At 35.1% G+C, this 19001-nt stretch carries 19 protein-coding genes; 14 read left to right on the forward strand and 5 right to left on the reverse strand.

Features of this window, described 5'->3' with window-relative positions:
• Positions 1-4 precede the first annotated feature (4 nt).
• From A5821_RS14340 to A5821_RS14360, 5 genes are all read left to right on the forward strand, one after another.
• Positions 5-1234 carry a hypothetical protein gene (locus A5821_RS14340; protein WP_086315399.1) on the forward strand — a complete coding sequence of 410 codons (1230 nt, stop codon included), beginning with the start codon at positions 5-7 and terminating at the stop codon, positions 1232-1234.
• A 436-nt stretch (positions 1235-1670) separates the two neighbouring features.
• Entirely contained in the window at positions 1671-2246 is a 576-nt protein-coding gene (locus tag A5821_RS14345; RefSeq protein ID WP_086315400.1) for a LysM peptidoglycan-binding domain-containing protein, read from the forward strand.
• A gap of 215 nt (positions 2247-2461) precedes the next feature.
• A complete protein-coding gene (locus A5821_RS14350) occupies positions 2462-2677 on the forward strand; it encodes a hypothetical protein (RefSeq protein ID WP_086315401.1) in 216 nt (71 codons plus the stop codon).
• Entirely contained in the window at positions 2678-3472 is a 795-nt protein-coding gene (locus A5821_RS14355; protein WP_086315402.1) for an LssY C-terminal domain-containing protein, read from the forward strand.
• A 311-nt stretch (positions 3473-3783) separates the two neighbouring features.
• Positions 3784-6069: a glycosyl hydrolase family 18 protein gene (locus tag A5821_RS14360; protein WP_086315403.1), complete on the forward strand. Its 2286-nt coding sequence runs from the start codon at positions 3784-3786 to the stop codon at positions 6067-6069.
• Positions 6070-6266: 197 nt separating this feature from the next.
• On the opposite strand, the gene A5821_RS14365 is transcribed toward A5821_RS14360, so the two are convergent.
• Together A5821_RS14365 and A5821_RS14370 are read right to left on the reverse strand one after the other, a co-directional pair.
• Positions 6267-6869, reverse strand: coding sequence for a hypothetical protein (locus A5821_RS14365; RefSeq protein WP_086315404.1), 603 nt, complete (start codon positions 6867-6869; stop codon positions 6267-6269).
• Between the two features lie 23 nt (positions 6870-6892).
• Positions 6893-7684 carry a MurR/RpiR family transcriptional regulator gene (locus A5821_RS14370; RefSeq protein ID WP_086315405.1) on the reverse strand — a complete coding sequence of 264 codons (792 nt, stop codon included), beginning with the start codon at positions 7682-7684 and terminating at the stop codon, positions 6893-6895.
• Between the two features lie 162 nt (positions 7685-7846).
• On the opposite strand from A5821_RS14370, the gene A5821_RS14375 reads away from it, so the two are divergent.
• The 4 genes from A5821_RS14375 (at position 7847) to A5821_RS14390 (ending at position 13687) form a co-directional block, all read left to right on the forward strand.
• On the forward strand, positions 7847-9295 hold the full coding sequence (locus A5821_RS14375; RefSeq protein WP_086315406.1) for a glycoside hydrolase family 1 protein: 1449 nt from the start codon (positions 7847-7849) through the stop codon (positions 9293-9295).
• Between the two features lie 203 nt (positions 9296-9498).
• Complete coding sequence (locus A5821_RS14380; RefSeq protein ID WP_086315407.1) at positions 9499-10347, forward strand: PRD domain-containing protein; 849 nt, start codon at positions 9499-9501, stop codon at positions 10345-10347.
• Between the two features lie 4 nt (positions 10348-10351).
• On the forward strand, positions 10352-12211 hold the full coding sequence (locus tag A5821_RS14385; protein ID WP_086315408.1) for a beta-glucoside-specific PTS transporter subunit IIABC: 1860 nt from the start codon (positions 10352-10354) through the stop codon (positions 12209-12211).
• Positions 12212-12259: 48 nt separating this feature from the next.
• Positions 12260-13687, forward strand: a complete 1428-nt coding sequence (locus A5821_RS14390) for a family 1 glycosylhydrolase (RefSeq protein ID WP_086315409.1) — start codon at positions 12260-12262, stop codon at positions 13685-13687.
• 97 nt (positions 13688-13784) lie between these two features.
• Here the strand turns inward: A5821_RS14390 and A5821_RS14395 are convergent, their stop codons facing one another.
• Together A5821_RS14395 and A5821_RS14400 are read right to left on the reverse strand one after the other, a co-directional pair.
• A complete protein-coding gene (locus A5821_RS14395) occupies positions 13785-14021 on the reverse strand; it encodes a hypothetical protein (protein ID WP_086315410.1) in 237 nt (78 codons plus the stop codon).
• A gap of 22 nt (positions 14022-14043) precedes the next feature.
• Complete coding sequence (locus A5821_RS14400) at positions 14044-14631, reverse strand: TetR/AcrR family transcriptional regulator (RefSeq protein WP_086315411.1); 588 nt, start codon at positions 14629-14631, stop codon at positions 14044-14046.
• Between the two features lie 247 nt (positions 14632-14878).
• Here A5821_RS14400 and A5821_RS14405 point away from each other — a divergent pair, with 247 nt between their 5' ends.
• From A5821_RS14405 to A5821_RS14425, 5 genes are all read left to right on the forward strand, one after another.
• On the forward strand, positions 14879-15592 hold the full coding sequence (locus tag A5821_RS14405) for an ABC transporter ATP-binding protein (protein WP_249921889.1): 714 nt from the start codon (positions 14879-14881) through the stop codon (positions 15590-15592).
• Positions 15589-16275: an ABC transporter permease gene (locus A5821_RS14410; protein ID WP_086315413.1), complete on the forward strand. Its 687-nt coding sequence runs from the start codon at positions 15589-15591 to the stop codon at positions 16273-16275. The genes A5821_RS14405 and A5821_RS14410 overlap by 4 nt, the downstream gene beginning before the upstream one ends.
• A 20-nt stretch (positions 16276-16295) precedes the next feature.
• Positions 16296-16523, forward strand: coding sequence for a hypothetical protein (locus A5821_RS14415; RefSeq protein ID WP_086315414.1), 228 nt, complete (start codon positions 16296-16298; stop codon positions 16521-16523).
• 20 nt (positions 16524-16543) lie between these two features.
• Entirely contained in the window at positions 16544-16747 is a 204-nt protein-coding gene (locus A5821_RS14420) for a hypothetical protein (protein WP_086315415.1), read from the forward strand.
• A gap of 138 nt (positions 16748-16885) precedes the next feature.
• Entirely contained in the window at positions 16886-18127 is a 1242-nt protein-coding gene (locus A5821_RS14425; protein ID WP_086315416.1) for an MFS transporter, read from the forward strand.
• A gap of 131 nt (positions 18128-18258) precedes the next feature.
• Here the strand turns inward: A5821_RS14425 and A5821_RS14430 are convergent, their stop codons facing one another.
• On the reverse strand, positions 18259-18945 hold the full coding sequence (locus A5821_RS14430) for a 4'-phosphopantetheinyl transferase family protein (protein ID WP_086315417.1): 687 nt from the start codon (positions 18943-18945) through the stop codon (positions 18259-18261).
• Positions 18946-19001: the final 56 nt, after the last annotated feature.

A 19001-nucleotide genomic window follows, 5' to 3' on the forward strand; every position in this document is an offset into this window, starting at 1 on the left:
TATAATGAATGATTATTTCGATGTTTTTTTTCATCAACAGGCAATTCCATTCACTGTGGGAACCGTTCTCTATCAAAAAGACAACACAGAAGAAATCGTTGAGGCATGTGAAACACTCTATGAACGCTCAACAGGAGATTTTCTTACTTTTCGGGAAAATGATGAACTTTCCCGAAAAGTTATTTCTTCGCCTATTAAAAAACATGTGGAAATTCAGTTTTTTCAAACTCAATTAAATTGGGATGTTTTATTGGAAGAGTTGGAAGAACTTTTCCCACAATTTGTTTGGACAAAAATAGTGGAAGAAGTCGATGGGATTTTTAGTACATATTTCTGTGAATTGATTCCTGTTTCTTTTAATTCTGAAGAAGAACCGATTCAGTTTATTGTTTCAGCTAGCCTAGAACAGATGGGCTATTCAAAAAGTGAGTCTGTTAGTAGTATTTTACAAGCAAAACTCCTTTCTATTTTCCAAGAAGAAGAAAATATTCCATTAACTGGTGAAACGCTTAGTTTTCCAGTAGAAGTTTCAATAGAAGAAAATGTTGAACCTCCGTTGGACGTAGATTCAATGTTTTTGGAGAAGGATGAATCTGGGGAAGAGGAAAGAATTGAAATTGAGCCAGATAATGAAAGTGAGCTAACTGCGCTTGTTCGTTCAGATGAGAGTGAAGTACTTTTCTTAAAAGAAAGTTTAAAGCGAGAAAAGGCGTCAAAGGAACGCGTGCGGGTAGCAAAAGAAAAATTGGAGTACGAGCTGCTCGCCATAGAAAATAGTTTACTCGTTAGTGGATTAAAAAGATTCAAAAAACATCAAAAAACTTCAATTGACGAGGAAGACTGGTATAAGCCTGTTCGAATTGATTTGATCCAGTATGATGATTTGTACAAAAAAGCGAAGTTTATTGAACAATCATGGCGCTTGAATCGACAGTTGGTCACGATTACTGAAAGAATGACTGTAACAAAAGATCAATGGGTTTATGAACGAGCCCGTGTTGAAAAAATAAAAAATAGTGTATCAGAGATGGATTTACAATCAATGATGGAGCAATGTCATTTGATTAACGAACGCGTAAAAATTCGTCAAGGCTTCCTATTTTTTAAACCTAGAGTAAAATTATATCAAATCGATTATGAACAATTAGAGAAAATTAGTGCATTTTTTGATATTATTCAAACTGAAAATAGACTATTAGAATCAGTAATCGAACAGAAAGATTTTAATGGATGATCATTAATAGAAAGCAGAAACGCTAGCTAAGCTAGAGATGTTTCTGCTTTTTTGTATGAATAAAAGAGGACAAAGTGTCGATTTTAGTCTGATTTAATTTCTTAAAGACGTAAAATTGATGGAAGAAAAGTGATAATTAATAAAAGTTTTTAGCCAAAACCTTGTAATAATTCTAGAATTTTGTAATATGACAATCGTTATTGAACTAAAGAAGAGTAGAATTTCAGAAAAAAACATGATTTTTTACATTCGACAAGATAGAGACAAACTCAGTGCGAACAAGTGTTTTTTTGATTGTATTTTACAAGCTGTTACGTAATGAAAATACTCGTAACGAATTGTTACTGGATCTTCACCTATGAAATATTTTTAGATGTTAAAGTATGCAAAGTCGATAAACAAACGACGAAAATATTTTTTACAAAGGAGAAACAACATGAAATCACTTAAAACGATTTTATTAGCAACAACTTTGACTGCAGGATTTGGCATTTTTATGGGAACGACTGACGCACACGCTGATAGCTTATATACAGTAAAATCAGGAGATACATTATCTACTATCTCTCATCAATTTAATGGAGACAATAGCTTGATCGATCTAATTGCAAAAGATAATAATATTTCTAATATAAATATGATCTTTGAAGGAGAAGAATTAGTAATTCGTACAGCTGAAGAAGCAGCTCAAGCACCGACTCAACAAGAAGCTGAAACACCAACTGTAGAGGCAGTACAACAAACTCCAACTCCAGTTACAGAAGCAGCACCTGCTCCAACAGTAGCAGCAGACAGTTCTTCTGCAAAAGAATGGATCGCACAAAAAGAATCTAGCGGTTCTTATGCAGCAACTAATGGTAAGTATATTGGTCGATATCAACTAGATGCCTCTTATTTAAATGGTGACTATTCTGAAGCCAACCAAGAACGAGTAGCAGATAGCTATGTAGCAGGACGTTATGGATCATGGGAAGCAGCACAAGCTTTCTGGATGGCGAATGGTTGGTATTAAGCAAACCATTATTAATAGATTAACTTTTTTTAACTGAAGATGTTCACATCAACGTTTAGAAAATAATGTGGTAACCAAACATCAAAAGTCTAGGATATGACTCAAAGAGTCATATCCTAGACTTTTTTTGCAATGGAGAAGGTATTAGGCGACTTTATCTCAGAAGTGAGTATAATTTAATTAAATGCACTTGATCTAAGAAAGGATGAAGGAATATGCCGAAATTTTATAAGAATCTCAAAACTGGAGCTGTGATCACTGCAAGGGAATATCAAGCAAAAATTGTAAATAATATGGCGGAAACGACTGCAGATCTTAGTACAATGGGACTAGGAGCATATAGTAGCTTTGCCAATAAGGTGTTTGAAGGTGAGTTGGATAATTATAGTCAGTATGCTCCTTATGATCCAGAAGAAAATGGGAGGAGCTAAATGAAGAAGCAGACTGTACGAAATAGTGCGTTTAGGTTGGTTAGGTTTATCTTTATTACCATTATTGGTTATTTAGTTTATAAGTCATTATTATCCGAAATTTTAACAAGAAAAATCCATATCTTCCTTTATATCTTTTTTTGGTTGTTTAGTTCCTATTTGATCCTTCCTTTTATTAATAAATTAATGACAGGACGCTATTTACCAGATTATTTTATAGGTCGCGCTAGAACAAGTGATGGTCTGCTTGGTGATCCAATCAATCTTGCATTTATTGGAACAGAAGATGAACTGGAGGAACTTTTTATAAAATCAGGTTGGATGAAGGCAGAACCATTAACACTAAAATCAAGCTTACGAATGATTGTTGCTAGTGTTCTTGCTAAGTCCTACCCTAAAGCTCCGGTAAGTTCATTATTTCTTTTTAATAAAAAGCAAGATCTAGCATTTGAACGAGAGATAGAAAATAATCCCAGAAGAAGACATCATGTTCGTTTTTGGAAAACGCCAAAAAACTGGTATTTACCTGGTGGAAGAAAAGCGGATTGGTTAGGGGCTGCAACTTATGATAAAAAAGTTGGTTTTTCGCTTTTTACAGGACAAATCACTCATAAAATCAATTCTGATGTAGACCAAGAACGAGACTTTGTTTTAGAGTCGCTTGAACGTTCAGAGCAATCAGTCTCAATTGAATTAGTCGCACATTTTACTACGAGTTATCATGGACGTAACGGTGGTGGAGACGAAATTTTTACCGATGGTTCATTGCCATTTATTAAAATAGAAAACAAATAAAAAAGTACAAGAAGAGATAAGGGCACAGTTGTATTTTTTCTTGTTTGAATAGAGTGTGTGGAGTGGGCTGATTCTTAGCGTGGTCCACACTTTTTGTTACTTCAATTAATATTTTTGAAATAATAAAAAAATATCGCTTGAAAGAGTATATTGTTAGCGTTTGCAATCTAATTGTTATATTATTATAAGGGAAATGAAACGAATAGCGGGAGGTGTAGTTCTAAAAAAGTTTCCTTCTTTTAAGTGAAGGAAGCAGAGTCAAATGTGGATGTTTAAATAGCGTAAAAAAAACTTAAAACGAGGTGGAAAGTTTGAAAAAAGTGTTTAGAAAAAATATGAACGTTTTATCTGTTTTGGTACTTGTTGTTTCAAGTTTGGTTTTATCCTTATCTGTATTAGTACCCACTAAGACTGTAGAAGCTGCAGAACCGTCTCAATACCGCAATGTCATGTACTATGGGGATTGGTCGATATGGGGAGGGGAGGATAACTTTTATCCAAAAGATATTCCTGCAGATCAGTTGACTCATTTAAACTATGCTTTTTTAGATTTTGACAGTAGTGGCAATTTGAAGTTTACTGATAAAGATGCCGCAGTTGGAGCTCCCGTTGGACAAGAAGGCGTTCAGTGGAATAGTGCTAGTGCAGGTGTTTTAAATGCAATCCAAGACATTCGTGCAAAAAATCCTAATTTAAAAATCGGTATTTCAATTGGTGGCTGGTCTAAATCAGGAGATTTTTCTGATGTAGCTGCCAATCCAGCTGTACGTGCAACTTTTGTCAGCAATATCGCTAAGTTTATCAAGTATACTAATATGGATTTTGTTGACTTAGATTGGGAGTATCCTGCGTCTGTTCGTGAACCAGACAAAGTTGATAATACCAATGACGAAGGAACACCTCATGCAAAACCAGAAGATAAACAAAATTTTATCACGCTACTACAAGACATTCGTTCTGCTATCGATAAACAAGGGAAAGAGTTAGGAAAAACCTATGAACTTTCCGTTGCATTGCCAGCTGCACAAAATACCTTGAAAAATGGTGTAGATGTGGCACAATTGTTTAAAGTAGTCGATTTTGCCAATGTAATGACCTATGATATGAATGGCGCTTGGACACCAAATAGTGCTCATCACAGCGCACTTTACGGTAATCCTGCAGATCCTAATTATGCAAATGGTTTTTCTGTCGATCAAACAGTCAAATACTTACAAACAAACGGCGCCCCAGCAAGTAAAATCGTAATTGGAGCAGCTTTTTATACACGTGGTTGGAATAAAGTAGCGGCTGGAACAGATGCTGCGCATCCTGGTTTATTCCAAGCAGCAGAAAAAAATAATAAAGATGCAGACTTATCGCCAACCTATGGTGCTAACAATAAAAATCCATTGAAGTCAGGTGATGGTGGTCGTGCAGGCGGTGTTTGGCCATATCGCAACATTGCCGATCTTAAAATAAAATCTCCTGATTTAAAAGAGTATTGGGATGATGTAGCCAAAGCTCCATATATGTACAATCAAAAAACAGGAGAATTTTACACGTATGACAATCCTCGTTCGATTGGCTATAAAGCAGAATATGTGAAAAATAACCAATTAGGCGGCGTGATTTCTTGGATGCAGTCACAAGATAAAGCGACCGATACAACAAAACGTGATGAATTAACAAAAGCCATTAAAACAGGTCTATTCGGTACGGCTGTACTTCCAGGGAATAAAACCGTTTATGCTGATTTAAATGTCAAAGCAACAATCACGCCATACAATGAAAATGGTGCTGGATATGAAATCACTGTAAAAAATAATGAGACTTCAAACGAAACAAGTGATGTCTTAAAAGCAGTAGAAGCAGCTTTTGAAACAGTGAAATTACCTAAACTATACATTCCGATTAATGCAGCAGAAACATTGACTGCGGGAGATTATAAAGCTGGGACTGTAACAGTAGAAAATGGAAATGTGGTCGTAGATTTATCATCCGTTTACGATGCACAACAAATTCCACAAGGAACAAGTTATACATTTAGATTAAAATCAAGTGCCACAGCGGTTGACGTAAATCGAATCAGTAGTATTTCACTAACGCAACGAATTGCCAAAAATGGAGCAGAACTCAGCAAACAAACAATTTATGGCGGTGGCGTAGTCAATCCAGATCCATCGGATACAACACCACCATCAACACCTGCCAACCTAGCAGCTGGAGCAATTACTGAATCTAGCGTCGCATTAAACTGGACAGCTTCAACTGACAATGTGAAGTTAGCTGGCTACAAAGTATACCGCGATGGCGTATTAGTTGGAACGGTTGCTGAAACAACTTACACAGATGCAAACTTGAAACCTAACACAGCCTATAATTACACTGTGAAAGCCTATGATGCAGCCGGGAATCTTTCAGCAGATAGTAACTCAGTTGCTGTGAAAACAAAAGAAAGCACAACGCCTCCTATAAGCAAAGAATGGGATGCTGCTAAAGCCTATAATGGTGGAGATATAGTGACGTATCAAGGAAAAACGTACAAAGCAAAATGGTGGACTCAAGGAAACGTACCGGGAACAGAACAATGGGGACCTTGGGAATTAATTGGTTAGAACAAGAAAAAACAAGGTAAAATAAAGAGTGCGGGACAAAACTAAAACTCAGTTTTGTTCCGCATTTTAAAACGTAATAAACGATGGCCAAAAGTCAGGTTTTTCGGCAATTTCGCAAAAAGCGAACAATACATTTTTTGTATTGTTCGCTTTTTACTCCAATTGCTCGAACCTAATCGACTTTTATCTCAACCTCTTTATTTTGGTGGCGTATCCAAGTAATCATGAATAAAATCAGCATATTTTTCTACGATCGCTTGCCCTTTATCCATCAAAATATAAATTCCTGGATCTACCATATTTATAATATAGTCAGTTGTAAATTCTTTTTTCAATAATTGAATTGCTTGTTCTTTGGTGTCACATTGTATCAATCCGTTTTCTTTTAGAACTTCATTTAGCTGAAATAGTGACCAATAATTAATCACAGACGCGTCATTCAAAATATCCAGATAATCAGCAAACAACAACCGATCAGTATTTGTTATAGGGTCGATCCCAAACTCAAGTTCAAAAAAATCTGGAAAGACTGCAGTCGTAGAATCTTTTTCAGTGAGCCAATCAAGTAAAAGAACTTCTCCAGGCAGCAAACCATCAGCATTTCTGATCATATTTTCTTTAGGAACGATTTTAGCCGTGCCAATAGCAATCATTTTTAGCCAGTCGTCAACATTTCGGTCTGTTGACATTACTGGAAATTCAGGATAAGTTTCATAAATTGCAACGATTTTAGCAACTTCATCATCCAAGTTGATGCTCTCTTTAGGTTCTTCCTGTTTAAAAAAATCAAATATTCCCATAGTAACTCCTTTTATTTAATGTATTATTGATACAAACTAGCATACCGTCGGACAAAATAATCTAGAAAAAAAGTTAACGGATAATTACCGATTCGAACATAATTGGTCGTAGTCACATTAATAGACAGATCGAACTGATTCGTCAAGGTATTTTGTGTATGCTGCGTTAAAAGAATTGATTTTGCAGGGCTATCACTAATCATTCTCATTAATTCACTACTTCGATTGAGTAAGGAACCATAAGATGAAATCACGATCACGATAGATTTCTCGCTAAGATCTTCAACAAAGGCTTGCTGGGTTTCTTCAGTTTCTCCCACAAAAATTAGTTTTTGGCTCAGTAGAAAAGAAGTTTGGAGATCTTTAGCAAGTTCCAATGTTGCGCTATAGCCAATAAGCACAACTTCCTCTGCGCGGTGGATATCTGCCAGAATCTGATCGACCTGTTTAATATCGATCGTTTGCAAAACATCATTTACAGCTGTAATGATTTCTGCTGCATAAGAATCAAGATAAGTTTTTGGATCGTTTTTTAAGTCGGTCAATTCTTGCTCTTTCATTCTTAAGCCGCTATGCTTTTTCATCGTTCCTAATGAAACGAGTGATTCCCGTAAAGAAGCAAAAGTCGCAATTCCAAAATGACGGCAGAAGCGTGTTAAGGTTGCTGGTGAAACAAAACAGCGTTCAGCAATTTCGGTGATAGTCAATGTACGAATTTCATGAAGATGAGTAAAGAGATAAATGATGATCCGTGAATATGTCGCATCTCGTTTGTTTGTATTTAAATAATGAAGAAAATCAAAAAGATCAAGCATCAAAAAACTCCTCTGCGGTAAGATATTTTCGTGAATATGAAAATGAAATAAAATAATGAAAATAACCTCTAAAACAAAAAAATAACTTTACGGTTTCTCATGCTAAGATAAAGGTAATAAATCAATTATACACTAAATCAATGGCTGAGAGGATGGAAACATATGAGTGGATTTCCACAAAATTTTTTATGGGGTGGCGCAACTGCAGCCAATCAGTTCGAAGGTGCTTTTTTAGAAGACGGTAAAGGTTGGTCAACTGCAGATACAGCTCGCTATATTAAAGAAAACGGTATAAGCATGACAGAATTATTACGACCTACGACAAAGGCAGACGTTGAATTTGCAATGAATGATAAAGAAGGAGTCTACCCAAAACGTCACGGAATCGATTTTTATCATAGATATAAAGAAGATATCGCGTTATTTGCTGAAATGGGTTTTAAAACGTTTCGCTTGTCGATTTCTTGGCCGCGTATTTTTCCAAATGGTGATGAATTAGAACCTAATGAAGCAGGCTTGGCATTTTATGATGCAGTTTTTGATGAATGCTTGAAATATGGTATTGAACCCTTAGTAACGATTTCACATTATGAGTTTCCGTTAGGCTTGGCATTTAAGCAAAATGGGTGGGAAAGTCGTAAAACAATAGAAGCCTTTGAACGATATGCACGCGTTCTTTTCAATCGTTATAAAGATAAAGTAAACTATTGGTTGACGTTTAATGAAATCAATATCATTGGAATGACCGGCTATTTAAGTGGTGGTATTTTAGCTGATGGCGAGAAAAATATGCTTCAAGCGCAATATCAAGCGGCACACCATCAATTTATCGCCAGTGCTTTAGCGGTCAAAGCCTGTCATGAAATCATTCCGGATGCAAAAATCGGCTGTATGTTAGCTAGAATGGAAGCTTATCCGGAAACGTGCAATCCTCTAGATGTGATGGAAAGTGTTAACAGTGACCACATGAACTTATTCTATTCAGATGTACAAATTCGAGGATATTATCCAACTTATATGAATAAATTCTTCCGTGATCACAATATCACGATCAAAAAGGAAACGGAAGACGATCAAATATTACGTGAGGGAACCGTTGATTTTATGTCCTTCAGTTATTATATGAGCAGTATCGCTTCTCATAAAAAAGAGGGAGATACCACTGGTGGAAACTTGTTAGGATCTAAGAAAAACCCATATTTAAAAGCAAGTGACTGGGGATGGCAAATTGACCCGATTGGACTTCGAGTTACGTTGCATAAATTGTATGATCGTTACCAAGTACCATTATTTATCGTAGAAAATGGTTTAGGAGCTAAAGATGTCGTTGAGCCTGACGGCAGTATTCATGACGACTACCGAATTGATTATTTAAGAAGCCACATTGAACAAATGGAGCAAGCAATCGATGAAGGAGTTGATTTAATGGGATATACGCCATGGGGCTGTATTGATTTAGTCAGTGCAAGTACCAGCGAAATGTCGAAGCGTTATGGTTTTATCTATGTTGATTTAGATGATGAAGGAAAAGGAACGCTAGATCGATCAAGAAAAGATTCTTTCTATTGGTATAAAAAAGTGATTGAAACAAACGGTACGGACCTAAAATAAGGAATCAATCATCATTACAAATCCGATGAAAGCGTTGCATATTGAAATGAAATGCATTATACTAAGAACAAGAAAAAAAACGTTAGTGGCGATGTAGCCATTTTATAGAGTATGTTACTGAATGATGCAGGCAGAACTCAAATTACCTAGGAATGTCCTTTCCTGGGTAATTTGAGTTTTTTTTCTGGAAAGGAGTAAATCAAGTGAAAGTAAGTCAAATTTTAAACAACAATGTAGCAATCGTGAGCAGAGGAAATAATGAGGTTATTGTTTATGCTAAAGGCTTGGCATTCAAGAAGAAAGTTGGGCAAGTAATCTATGAAAATGAAATCGAAAAGACTTATGTTCTAGATTCGAATGATATGCTAGAGCATTTTAGTTATTTATTGTCCCATTCTGATGCTAGTCATATCACTTTAGTGAATCAAATCATTGCTTACGGAGAAGAAAAGTTGGGTGAGAAATCAAATGATTATCTCAGTTTGACCTTGCTAGATCATATTGAATTTGCATTGAAACGTGCAGCTAAAGGACAATTTATCCGTAGTCCCTTAACGTGGGAAGTGAAGAAATTTTATCCACAGCATTTTGATATTGGCATGTATGCATTGAACTTGATCAACGAACAATTCCAACTGACATTTCCAGAAGACGAAGCTGTTTCAATTGCATTGCACTTTGTCAATCTGCAAGAGGATAAGAATAATCTAGACGAAACGATCCGCTCCATGGAAAGCTTAAGAGATATCTTGTCGATCATTCAGTACCATTTTCAACTCAAATTAGATGAAGGCTCCTTGAATTATATGAGACTGATGACTCATCTGCAATATTTCATTCAACGCGTCATGACTAAAAATAGCTATGATGAAAGTGACGTCAATTTAAACGAACAAATTAAATTGATGTATGCCTCATCTTATGAATGTGTTCAGAAAATCAGAGTCTATATCAAGCAAAAGTACGCCTGTGACCTAACGATTGATGAAGAAACATATCTTATGCTCCATATCCATCGAGTGACGAATCGAAGTCAAAAAGAGAGGACATAAGACAATGAAGTATCAATCATTTAATGAAGAAATTATCCGCCTTGTAGGAGGAAAAGAAAATATTCAGGCAGTGGTTCACTGTATGACTCGTTTGCGTTTTACTTTGAAAGATCGAACAAAAGCCAACACAGAAGAATTGAAAGCGCTAGATGGAGTGATCGACGTTGTGTCTAACAATGTTGCCTATCAAGTAATTATAGGCACACATGTTAGTGAAGTACATGCTGAGTTGATCAGTATGCTAGGGTTAACGCCTAGTTCAGATGAAGAATCAAAAATTAAAGAGAAAAAAAATCCCCTGAAAGCTGCAATGGATTTACTTTCGGAGACAATGACCCCAGTTATTGAACCAATCATTGCATCTGGACTGCTTGCAGGTTTTCTATCTTTATTTTCAATAACTGGGCTAATCTCAGTTGATAGTCCAACCTATCAACTATTGGATTCAATTCGTTCAGCAGTTTTCTTCTTTTTACCAATTTTTATTGCAATGTCATGTGCAAAGCGATTAAAAGCCAGTCCCTATTTAGCAGTGGCTTTAGCAGTGACGCTAGTTTCAAGCTCAATTAATGATGTATCTGGATTGAGTATTTTTGGAATTCAACTACCGCAGATCGTTTATGCAAATTCATTTATTCCAATCATTTTAGCGGTTTGGTTTATGGGGCAATTAACTGTTTTACTAAAAAAATATGTTCCTAAGTTTTTACAATACTTTTTAAACCCTCTATTGATCATGGTGATTTGTTTACCTGTGACTTTACTGATTTTCGGTCCGATTGGTATTTGGATCGGTGATGGAATCGGCTGGTTCTTTGAGGTGCTTCACAATACCTTTGGTAGTTGGATTGTTGTGATGCTATATGCAGCGTTTCAGCCATTTTTGATTATGTTGGGGGCAGGTAATTTCATGATGCCACTAGCATTGAACTTTGTGAATAAAATGGGGTATGATCCAATTTTCTTAGCAGCAGCGACGATTTCTGATTTAGCCGTATCTGGTGCAATGTTAGGGTATTTTTTAAGAGCGAAGGATTCTAAACAAAAGCAATTATTTGGAACGGTTAGTTTTAGTGCGCTGATGGGCGTGACTGAACCAGCTATTTATGGTGCATTTATTAAATTTAGAAGACCATTTATTGCCGTTATGATCGGTGGTGGTCTTGGTGGATTGTTTGCAGGATTGACAAATGTTAAAACGTATTCTATCGTTTGGGGCCTGATGGGATTACCATCTTATGCTGATAATCAAGACTTTTCAAATTTAGTTTTTATGATCATCAGTGTTGTGATCGGCTTTGTTACAGCTACAATTTCAGCATATCTCTTAGGGATTCCTCAAGACGAAAAAGAAACACAGACTAAAGATCTGTCAAAAGAAACAGTACCAGAAAAAAATAGTCAGTTAAAGAAAGTTCCGCTAAATTCAGTAGTTGAAGGCAACGTAGTTCCTTTGGCAGAAATCAATGATCAAGCATTCTCAACGGGAGCATTAGGTAAAGGGATAGGAATTGTACCAACCGATGCTCAAATTGTTGCGCCAGTTTCGGGTGAAGTATCAGCTGTTTTTCCAACAAAGCATGCAATCGGTATCAAGACAGAACAAGGAATAGAGGTGCTGATCCATATTGGGATCGACACCGTAGAACTTGATGGAAGACATTTTGATACGATCGTAGAACAAGGTGCGATGATAGAACGAGGTCAATTACTATCAACGGTTGACTTTGCAGAGATTCAAAAAGAGGGCTATGATCCAACTGTGATTATAGTTGTTACGAACACAACAGACTATTTAGATGTGATTCCGGCTGCAAAAGAGAGTGTATTTACGGATGATGAGTGCTTAACAGTTATATTATAATAAGACTAGAAGATGTATTTTTTACTAACAAATCAAGGAGCGTTTGAAATGAAAAAAAATGAATTTTTATGGGGCGGCAGTATTGCTGCTCATCAATGTGAAGGTGCTTGGGATCAAGACGGCAAAGGTGTAGCGATCATGGATCTTGTCACACAAGGAACCTATGACAAACCGCGGGAAATCTGCAAAACGATCGAAACTGGTAAATATTATCCTTCTCATGATGGGATCGATTTTTATCATAGATATAAAGAAGATATTGCGCTATTTGCTGAAATGGGGTTTAAAGCCCTACGTATTTCAATTGACTGGTCAAGAATTTACCCTAAAGGAGACGAACAAGAACCAAATTCATTAGGCATTCAGTTTTATCAAAATGTGGTTGATGAGTTACTAAAAAACAATATTGAACCGATCGTGACCTTGTATCATTTTGAGATGCCTGTGCACTTAGTGAGAGAATATGGTTCATGGACTAATCCAAAGGTGATCGATTTTTATTTAAAGTATTGTCAAACAATGTTTGAAGCGTTGAAAGGAAAAGTACGCTACTGGGTAACGTTTAACGAGATGAATCATATCGATCCACAAACAGAAGCATCAGATATTTTTACGTACATTATTGCAGGCTTGAAATATACAGAGATGGACAACAAAAAACAGACACTAGCAACGATTAGCTATAATATGACACTAGCAAGTGTAAAAGCTGTTAAGCTAGCACGGACGGTCGATTCTGCCAACCAAATTGGGTGTGTCTTTGGTTTAACTCCCGCGTATCCTTTAAATTGTGACCCGCAAAATGTCATGAATTCATTGAAAGAAACCGATCGCGAATTTTATCAAATAGATGCCATGTGTATGGGGAAATTTCCAGAATACAAATTGAAAGAATACCAAGCGCAAGGAATCGACTTAAAGGTCTCAAAAGAAGATCAGCTCGCATTTAAAGAGGGAAAACTAGACTTTATTGGCTTAAACTATTATTCTTCCAGTGTGGCGCATTATGAAGGTGATGAAGCCAACGAAGAAACTTTATTCGGTGGTGTCCAAAATCCTCATCTCCAACAAAGTAAATGGGGCTGGGCGATTGATCCGATTGGATTACGTTATACATTAAACTACGTCTATAGGCGCTATGGACTACCGATCATTATTACTGAAAATGGTTTAGGTGCCGTAGATCAATTAGAAACAGATGGTTCAATTCAAGATGATTATCGGATAGAATATGTACAAAAACACCTAGAACAAATGGAAAAAGCAATTGTTGAAGACTATGTTGATTGTTTCGGTTATTTAATGTGGGGACCAATTGATTTAGTTAGTGCAACGACTGGTGAAATGAAAAAAAGATATGGTTTCATCTACGTAGACAAAAATGATGATCAAACTGGAACTTTAGAGAGGAAAAAGAAAAAGTCCTTTAGTTGGTATCAAGAAATCATTAAAAAAAATCAAACCTTTACTGTCTAGAAAAGCGGAAATAATAAAAAAATGATTGACTTAAAACAGGATATGTTTTAAGTCAATCGTTTTACTTTAAGCAGGTAGCTAGCAGTAAAAGGAAAAATCATTTTGTTGAGTCAATTTCTTCATTTAGGAACCAAGCCGACAATACAGAAAGTCCACCCATCAAGCAATAACTTTTCTTTTTTGCTATCAAACCATAGCAAATTGCTGTTGTCCCTAGTAATAAATTGACAGCGGAAGCTTTAGCTAAACGTTCATTGTTCGGTGTAGGCAAAGCAACATTTACATTTAATGAGTCATTGACCTTGTTTAAAGTAGAATTAATTCCAGATAACATAGTTATTCCTCCTGTCGTATAGTTATTCAATCACATTATCAATAGTAGAGTCTAAAATAAACTCAAAAATACTCTCGAAATCATCTGTTACTCTATCACGAATAATAATAATACTTAACAGAGTATTGATAATTTCAAAGGCTTTTTTTTCACTCACTTTAAGTTCTAAATTGGCAATGTGTAGTGCCTCTTCAAAAAATTTCCAGTTGTCCGTTTCAAGCTCAGTAATGAGATTTGGTGGTAGTTTACCAATAAAGGCTAAAAAATCAGGGTTTGAGAAGTCATAAAGAAAAGGTGAATTTTTGTATTCTCTGAATAAGAATTTCATTGCTTCGACAAAACCTTTTTTCGAAGGTGAGGCATTTAAAATGTTACGCCAATTTGTTTTTAAACGATTTTGTACTCTGTCCAATGTATCTACAAATAAGTCTTCTTTTGTTCCATATAGTAAGTAAAATGCACCGGTAGAAATAGAGGCTTTAGACGTTAATTCGGCAATATTCGTCTTCTTATATCCATTAGTCCCCCAGCTTTTTTCACATTCCATACATAGAGTACTTCTTAATTCTGCTCTTTTTTCTTCTGAAAATCCCTTAGTGCCTGTTTTCATTAGTAGCCTACTTTCTGACTTTGAATATATTTCTCTTAATATTCATAATTGTAGTTTAAATAAAATATTTGTCAAGTTTTTATCGTAAGCAAAATCCGTAAGTCTAGTAAAAAATCAACACATAATAACAAAAATGTTATAAACACTTGACAGAACGAATTACAAGCATTAATATGTGAATATAAAGTTATGAATATTCATAATAAAATATTCAAAAAAGAAAAGAGTGAAATTTTTATTGACTAATGTGTTGGAAATTCAAAAGTTGACGAAGTCATTTGGCGAGCAACTTGTTTTAGACAATGTATCACTTTCATTAAAAAAAGGGACGATCTACGGTTTGTTAGGTGCAAATGGCGCTGGTAAAACGACAATCATCAAGTCGATTTTTGATCTTGTAAAACCCGATAGTGGAGAAATCTCTCTCTTCAATGAGAAAATGCCTCAATCGGTGGAGCAATACAAAAAACTAGGCAGTATCATCGAAACACCTGTCTTCTATGAGAATATGACCGTGGAAGAAAATTTGTTGCTTCATTGCGATTACATGGGAGAACAGTTTAAAAGTAATATAGACAGAGTCCTACAAGATGTTGGACTATTCAATGAAAAGGAGAAGATGATCAATCAGCTGTCATTAGGAATGAAGCAGCGTTTAGGCTTAGGAAGAGCGCTTTTAAATGAACCCGAGCTATTGATCTTAGATGAACCGATAAATGGGCTGGATCCAGAAGGAATTATTGATTTCAGAAACTTGATTTTAACTATTAATCAAACGTATGGAACGACAGTTTTGATTTCTAGTCATATTCTGATTGAAGTGTTTAAAATCGCTGATATGATTGGAATTGTGGCAAAAGGAAAATTGATCAAAGAAATCAGTAAGCAAGCTTTAGAAGAGATGGATCTAGATATTGAAGAGTATTACTTATCCTTAGTTAAAGAAGGAGCGAGTGCATGATTAAATTGTTGAAAATCGAATTAAAGAAAATAAATTTAAAAAGCCAGATTATTTCTCTGGTCGTGATGAATAGCATCGTATTACTACTTTCCATTTTTACATCAACATTGTTAGCTGATCCATCAAGTGAAGTAAATCCAACAGGTGTAGCAGTTCAACTGACAACATCAGAATTAGCCTTGTTGATTACGCGAGCAGTCTTGATCGTTTGGCAAGCAATTCTAATTGTTCAAATCATTATTGAAGAATATAAAACAAAAACGATCACAGTACTTTTTACTTATCCGTATAGTAAAAAACAATTGATTTTAGTTAAATTTTTACTTATCTTTCTGTTAACTGCTGCATTTGCTGTATTTTCAACTTTATTTCAAGAAGTTAGCATTTATTTATTAAGTCAACGATTGGCATTTGTTAGCTTTGCTTCAGAAAGTTTGTGGTCTTTAATGATCGTACTTATTTCAAATATTTGTCTAGGCTTTTTGCCTTTATTTATTGGAATGAGAAACGTTTCGGTTATTGCAACAGTTGTTTCATCATTAGTGATTGTAGTGATTGGTTCTAATTCCCAAGCATCACCAACTGGGTTATTAGGCATTCCTATTGTGTCATTATTTTTAGGTGCAGTGAGTGTGATTTTAATGATCATGACCTATCGCTCAATGTTAGTCAAAGAAATTTAAATTAAAAGGAGATATACATCATGCCAAATAAACTTTTAGATAATTCATTCATCAAAATTCCAGATCAATCGGTTTTAATATACGTATGGATCGGAACCATTATTCTAGGAATTGTGCTGCTCATTATTGGATTGATTTTAGGAAAGAGAAATAAGCTTAAAAATAAAAATATTTCTAAAGTTTTGATCTGGGGCGGCATCGTCATTGTGTTGGCCCAAGGCGCACAACTGTTAACGAGTTTACTATAAATAGAAAGGACTGATTTATAATGGAACAAATGACGCGCTTTTTTGAAAATATCGGACAAAGTTTAGGTGTAAAAGTGAAGTTACCAAGAGTAACAAACAAATATTCTGTTATTAGCCTACTTATTATGATAGCTAGTCTTGTTTGTTTAAAATTCTCAGTAGCCTTTTTAATACCAGGCATTTTGGCTGGAGCTAATTTTTTCTTAGTAAATAGAAAACGTTAAAAAGAAGCATTAATGTTTTCGAGTAAGACTTCACAACAAATGAAAACTGAATGAGGGGGAACACCACTCATTCAGTTTTTCTATTTTCAGTTAGAGCTAAATAAGCTTATTTAGCGTTTGAATAGTAGGAGGAAAAAAATGGAAATTGAAAAGCATGTGATTTGGAATAGAAATTTTGCTTACATTATTATGGGACAGACACTCTCAGTTTTAGCAAACTCTGTGATGAAGTTTGCTCTATCACTGTATATTTTAGATTTAACGAAGTCAGCAGCCTTATTTGGAACACTTTTAGCTGTATCGATAATCCCGACAATTATCTTTTCACCAATCGGTGGTGTGCTAGCAGATAATTTCAACAAGAAAAATATGATGGTCATCATGGATGGCTTGTATGCTGGTATTGCGATTTTAGTTTACTTAGCAGTAGTATCAAGAGCAAATATAGCTATTGTTGCCATATGCTTATTGCTGATGTCTGTAGTGTCAGCCTTTGAAACACCAATTGTTCAGTCAAGTATGCCGTTATTATTTAAAGAAGATAACTTATTAAAAGCTAACTCAGTTGTCAATCAAATTCAGCTGTTTGCTAATTTTGTTGGACCAATACTAGCGGGTTTTTTATATAGTTTGGTGAAGATTGAATGGATATTCGTTATTTGCTTTATCTTATTTTTTGGAGCTGCTTTAATTGAGTGTTTTATTAGAATCCCGATATTAGCTGTCAAATTTGAAAATGGGGCAATTGCAACTGTTATCAGAGATTTGAAAGAAAGTTGGTTGTTTATTCGGAAAGAAGAGCCTGCGATAGTAAAAATAATCGTTGTTTTAGGTGCTATTAGCTTTTTCATTTCAGGACTATTATTTGTTGGAATTCCATATATCATTAGAATTGTTTTAGGCCTTAACAGTCAGTATTTAGGAATCAACCAAGGCATGATTTCTCTGGCTGGAATTGCTGGAGCTGTTATGGTTGGATTACTTTCAAAAAAATTGAACATGAAAAATAGCTACTTGATTGTGGGGGCATCGAGTCTTTTGGTTCTTGTTATGGGCGTCATCTTTATGATTGATATGCCTGCTGCAGTAACCTTTACATTGTTTACTTTTGTAATCATGCTTTTACAAGCTTTGTTTACATTATTTTCTATTTTTGTTATTTCAAATATCCAAGCAAACACCCCAGTTCAGTTAGTTGGAAAAGTCATGTCCTATGTAACCACTTTAAGTTTATGTGCGCAGCCGTTGTCTCAAGCAGTTTATGGTTTATTATTCGATATTTTTTCAAATTCAGTCTACATACTGTTTATATTTACGGGATTAGTTATGCTCTTAGTGAGTTACTTTTCAAAAAATTCGTTTAAAAATTTCAATCAATGAGAACAACTTGAAAAAAATCAGATTTGAATGCTGAATAAAGATCACTAATAAGGCAATATAATTCCAAGGTTTAATCCATTTTTTAATTGATTGAGTGATAACTGAAAAGTTATGGCTCAATCTCTTTTTATTTACAAAGAAACAGTTTTAACAAGTTCAGTTAGCGTTAAATGTTTTTCAACATTTTTGGAAAGTATGGATGAAGAAAGAGCAAATTTATAATGATTATCAATGATGCGAGAGTAAAATTGATAATCATTTTTTATTTGTGTTGACAGAGAAATTGACTCTCCATTCAAGATAAAATGATAGGTATCCATTGGCAGGGATAGACCGTGACCAACTGTTTTACTGAAAGCTTCTTTTAGTGTCCAAATTGAATAAAAGGCATCTAATTGTTCCGTCTTGGTTTGTCTAGAGTGTATGTACTTTTGCTCGTGAATAGAAAAAAAACGAGCGATACCGTTAACATCAATGCTCTCCATTTGCTCAATGTCTATCCCAACTGGAGCAGTGCTTACTGAACAACAAACATACTCACCAGAATGAGTTAAATTAAAAAAAATATCTGGATGGGATGCCAAAAATGGTTTTCCTTGTTTAGAAGTTGAAAAAAATAGCTCATCAGGTGGCAGTTGACAATAATTGAACAACATCGATTGTAAAAGAACTCCAGCTGTAAGTGAGCGGAGCTGATCATCAGGGAATCTTAAATTATCTATTTTATTTTGTCTCTCAGATTCAAGTGAATGATACCAGTTGTTCCAAGTATCTGAGTTTAATGAATGATCTAGTTTTAGTAAATGTGTAATTAGCATAGCGCCCCCACAAATAGTAGTAAATAGAATAGTTAAAACATCGTAAGTATATTTTA

Origin of the sequence: Enterococcus sp. 7F3_DIV0205, assembly GCF_002141365.2 — a bacterium.
Classification (GTDB): domain Bacteria; phylum Bacillota; class Bacilli; order Lactobacillales; family Enterococcaceae; genus Enterococcus_L; species Enterococcus_L palustris.

Coding starts and splice junctions, on each gene's coding strand:
- A5821_RS14415 (WP_086315414.1), top strand. CDS start 16,296: ATGCCAAATAAACTTTTAGATAATTCATTCATCAAAATTCCAGATCAA.
- A5821_RS14365 (WP_086315404.1), bottom strand. CDS start 6,869: ATGGGAATATTTGATTTTTTTAAACAGGAAGAACCTAAAGAGAGCATC.
- A5821_RS14400 (WP_086315411.1), bottom strand. CDS start 14,631: ATGAAAACAGGCACTAAGGGATTTTCAGAAGAAAAAAGAGCAGAATTA.
- A5821_RS14375 (WP_086315406.1), top strand. CDS start 7,847: ATGAGTGGATTTCCACAAAATTTTTTATGGGGTGGCGCAACTGCAGCC.
- A5821_RS14410 (WP_086315413.1), top strand. CDS start 15,589: ATGATTAAATTGTTGAAAATCGAATTAAAGAAAATAAATTTAAAAAGC.
- A5821_RS14390 (WP_086315409.1), top strand. CDS start 12,260: ATGAAAAAAAATGAATTTTTATGGGGCGGCAGTATTGCTGCTCATCAA.
- A5821_RS14355 (WP_086315402.1), top strand. CDS start 2,678: ATGAAGAAGCAGACTGTACGAAATAGTGCGTTTAGGTTGGTTAGGTTT.
- A5821_RS14430 (WP_086315417.1), bottom strand. CDS start 18,945: ATGCTAATTACACATTTACTAAAACTAGATCATTCATTAAACTCAGAT.
- A5821_RS14370 (WP_086315405.1), bottom strand. CDS start 7,684: ATGCTTGATCTTTTTGATTTTCTTCATTATTTAAATACAAACAAACGA.
- A5821_RS14345 (WP_086315400.1), top strand. CDS start 1,671: ATGAAATCACTTAAAACGATTTTATTAGCAACAACTTTGACTGCAGGA.
- A5821_RS14395 (WP_086315410.1), bottom strand. CDS start 14,021: ATGTTATCTGGAATTAATTCTACTTTAAACAAGGTCAATGACTCATTA.
- A5821_RS14385 (WP_086315408.1), top strand. CDS start 10,352: ATGAAGTATCAATCATTTAATGAAGAAATTATCCGCCTTGTAGGAGGA.
- A5821_RS14420 (WP_086315415.1), top strand. CDS start 16,544: ATGGAACAAATGACGCGCTTTTTTGAAAATATCGGACAAAGTTTAGGT.
- A5821_RS14425 (WP_086315416.1), top strand. CDS start 16,886: ATGGAAATTGAAAAGCATGTGATTTGGAATAGAAATTTTGCTTACATT.
- A5821_RS14350 (WP_086315401.1), top strand. CDS start 2,462: ATGCCGAAATTTTATAAGAATCTCAAAACTGGAGCTGTGATCACTGCA.
- A5821_RS14340 (WP_086315399.1), top strand. CDS start 5: ATGAATGATTATTTCGATGTTTTTTTTCATCAACAGGCAATTCCATTC.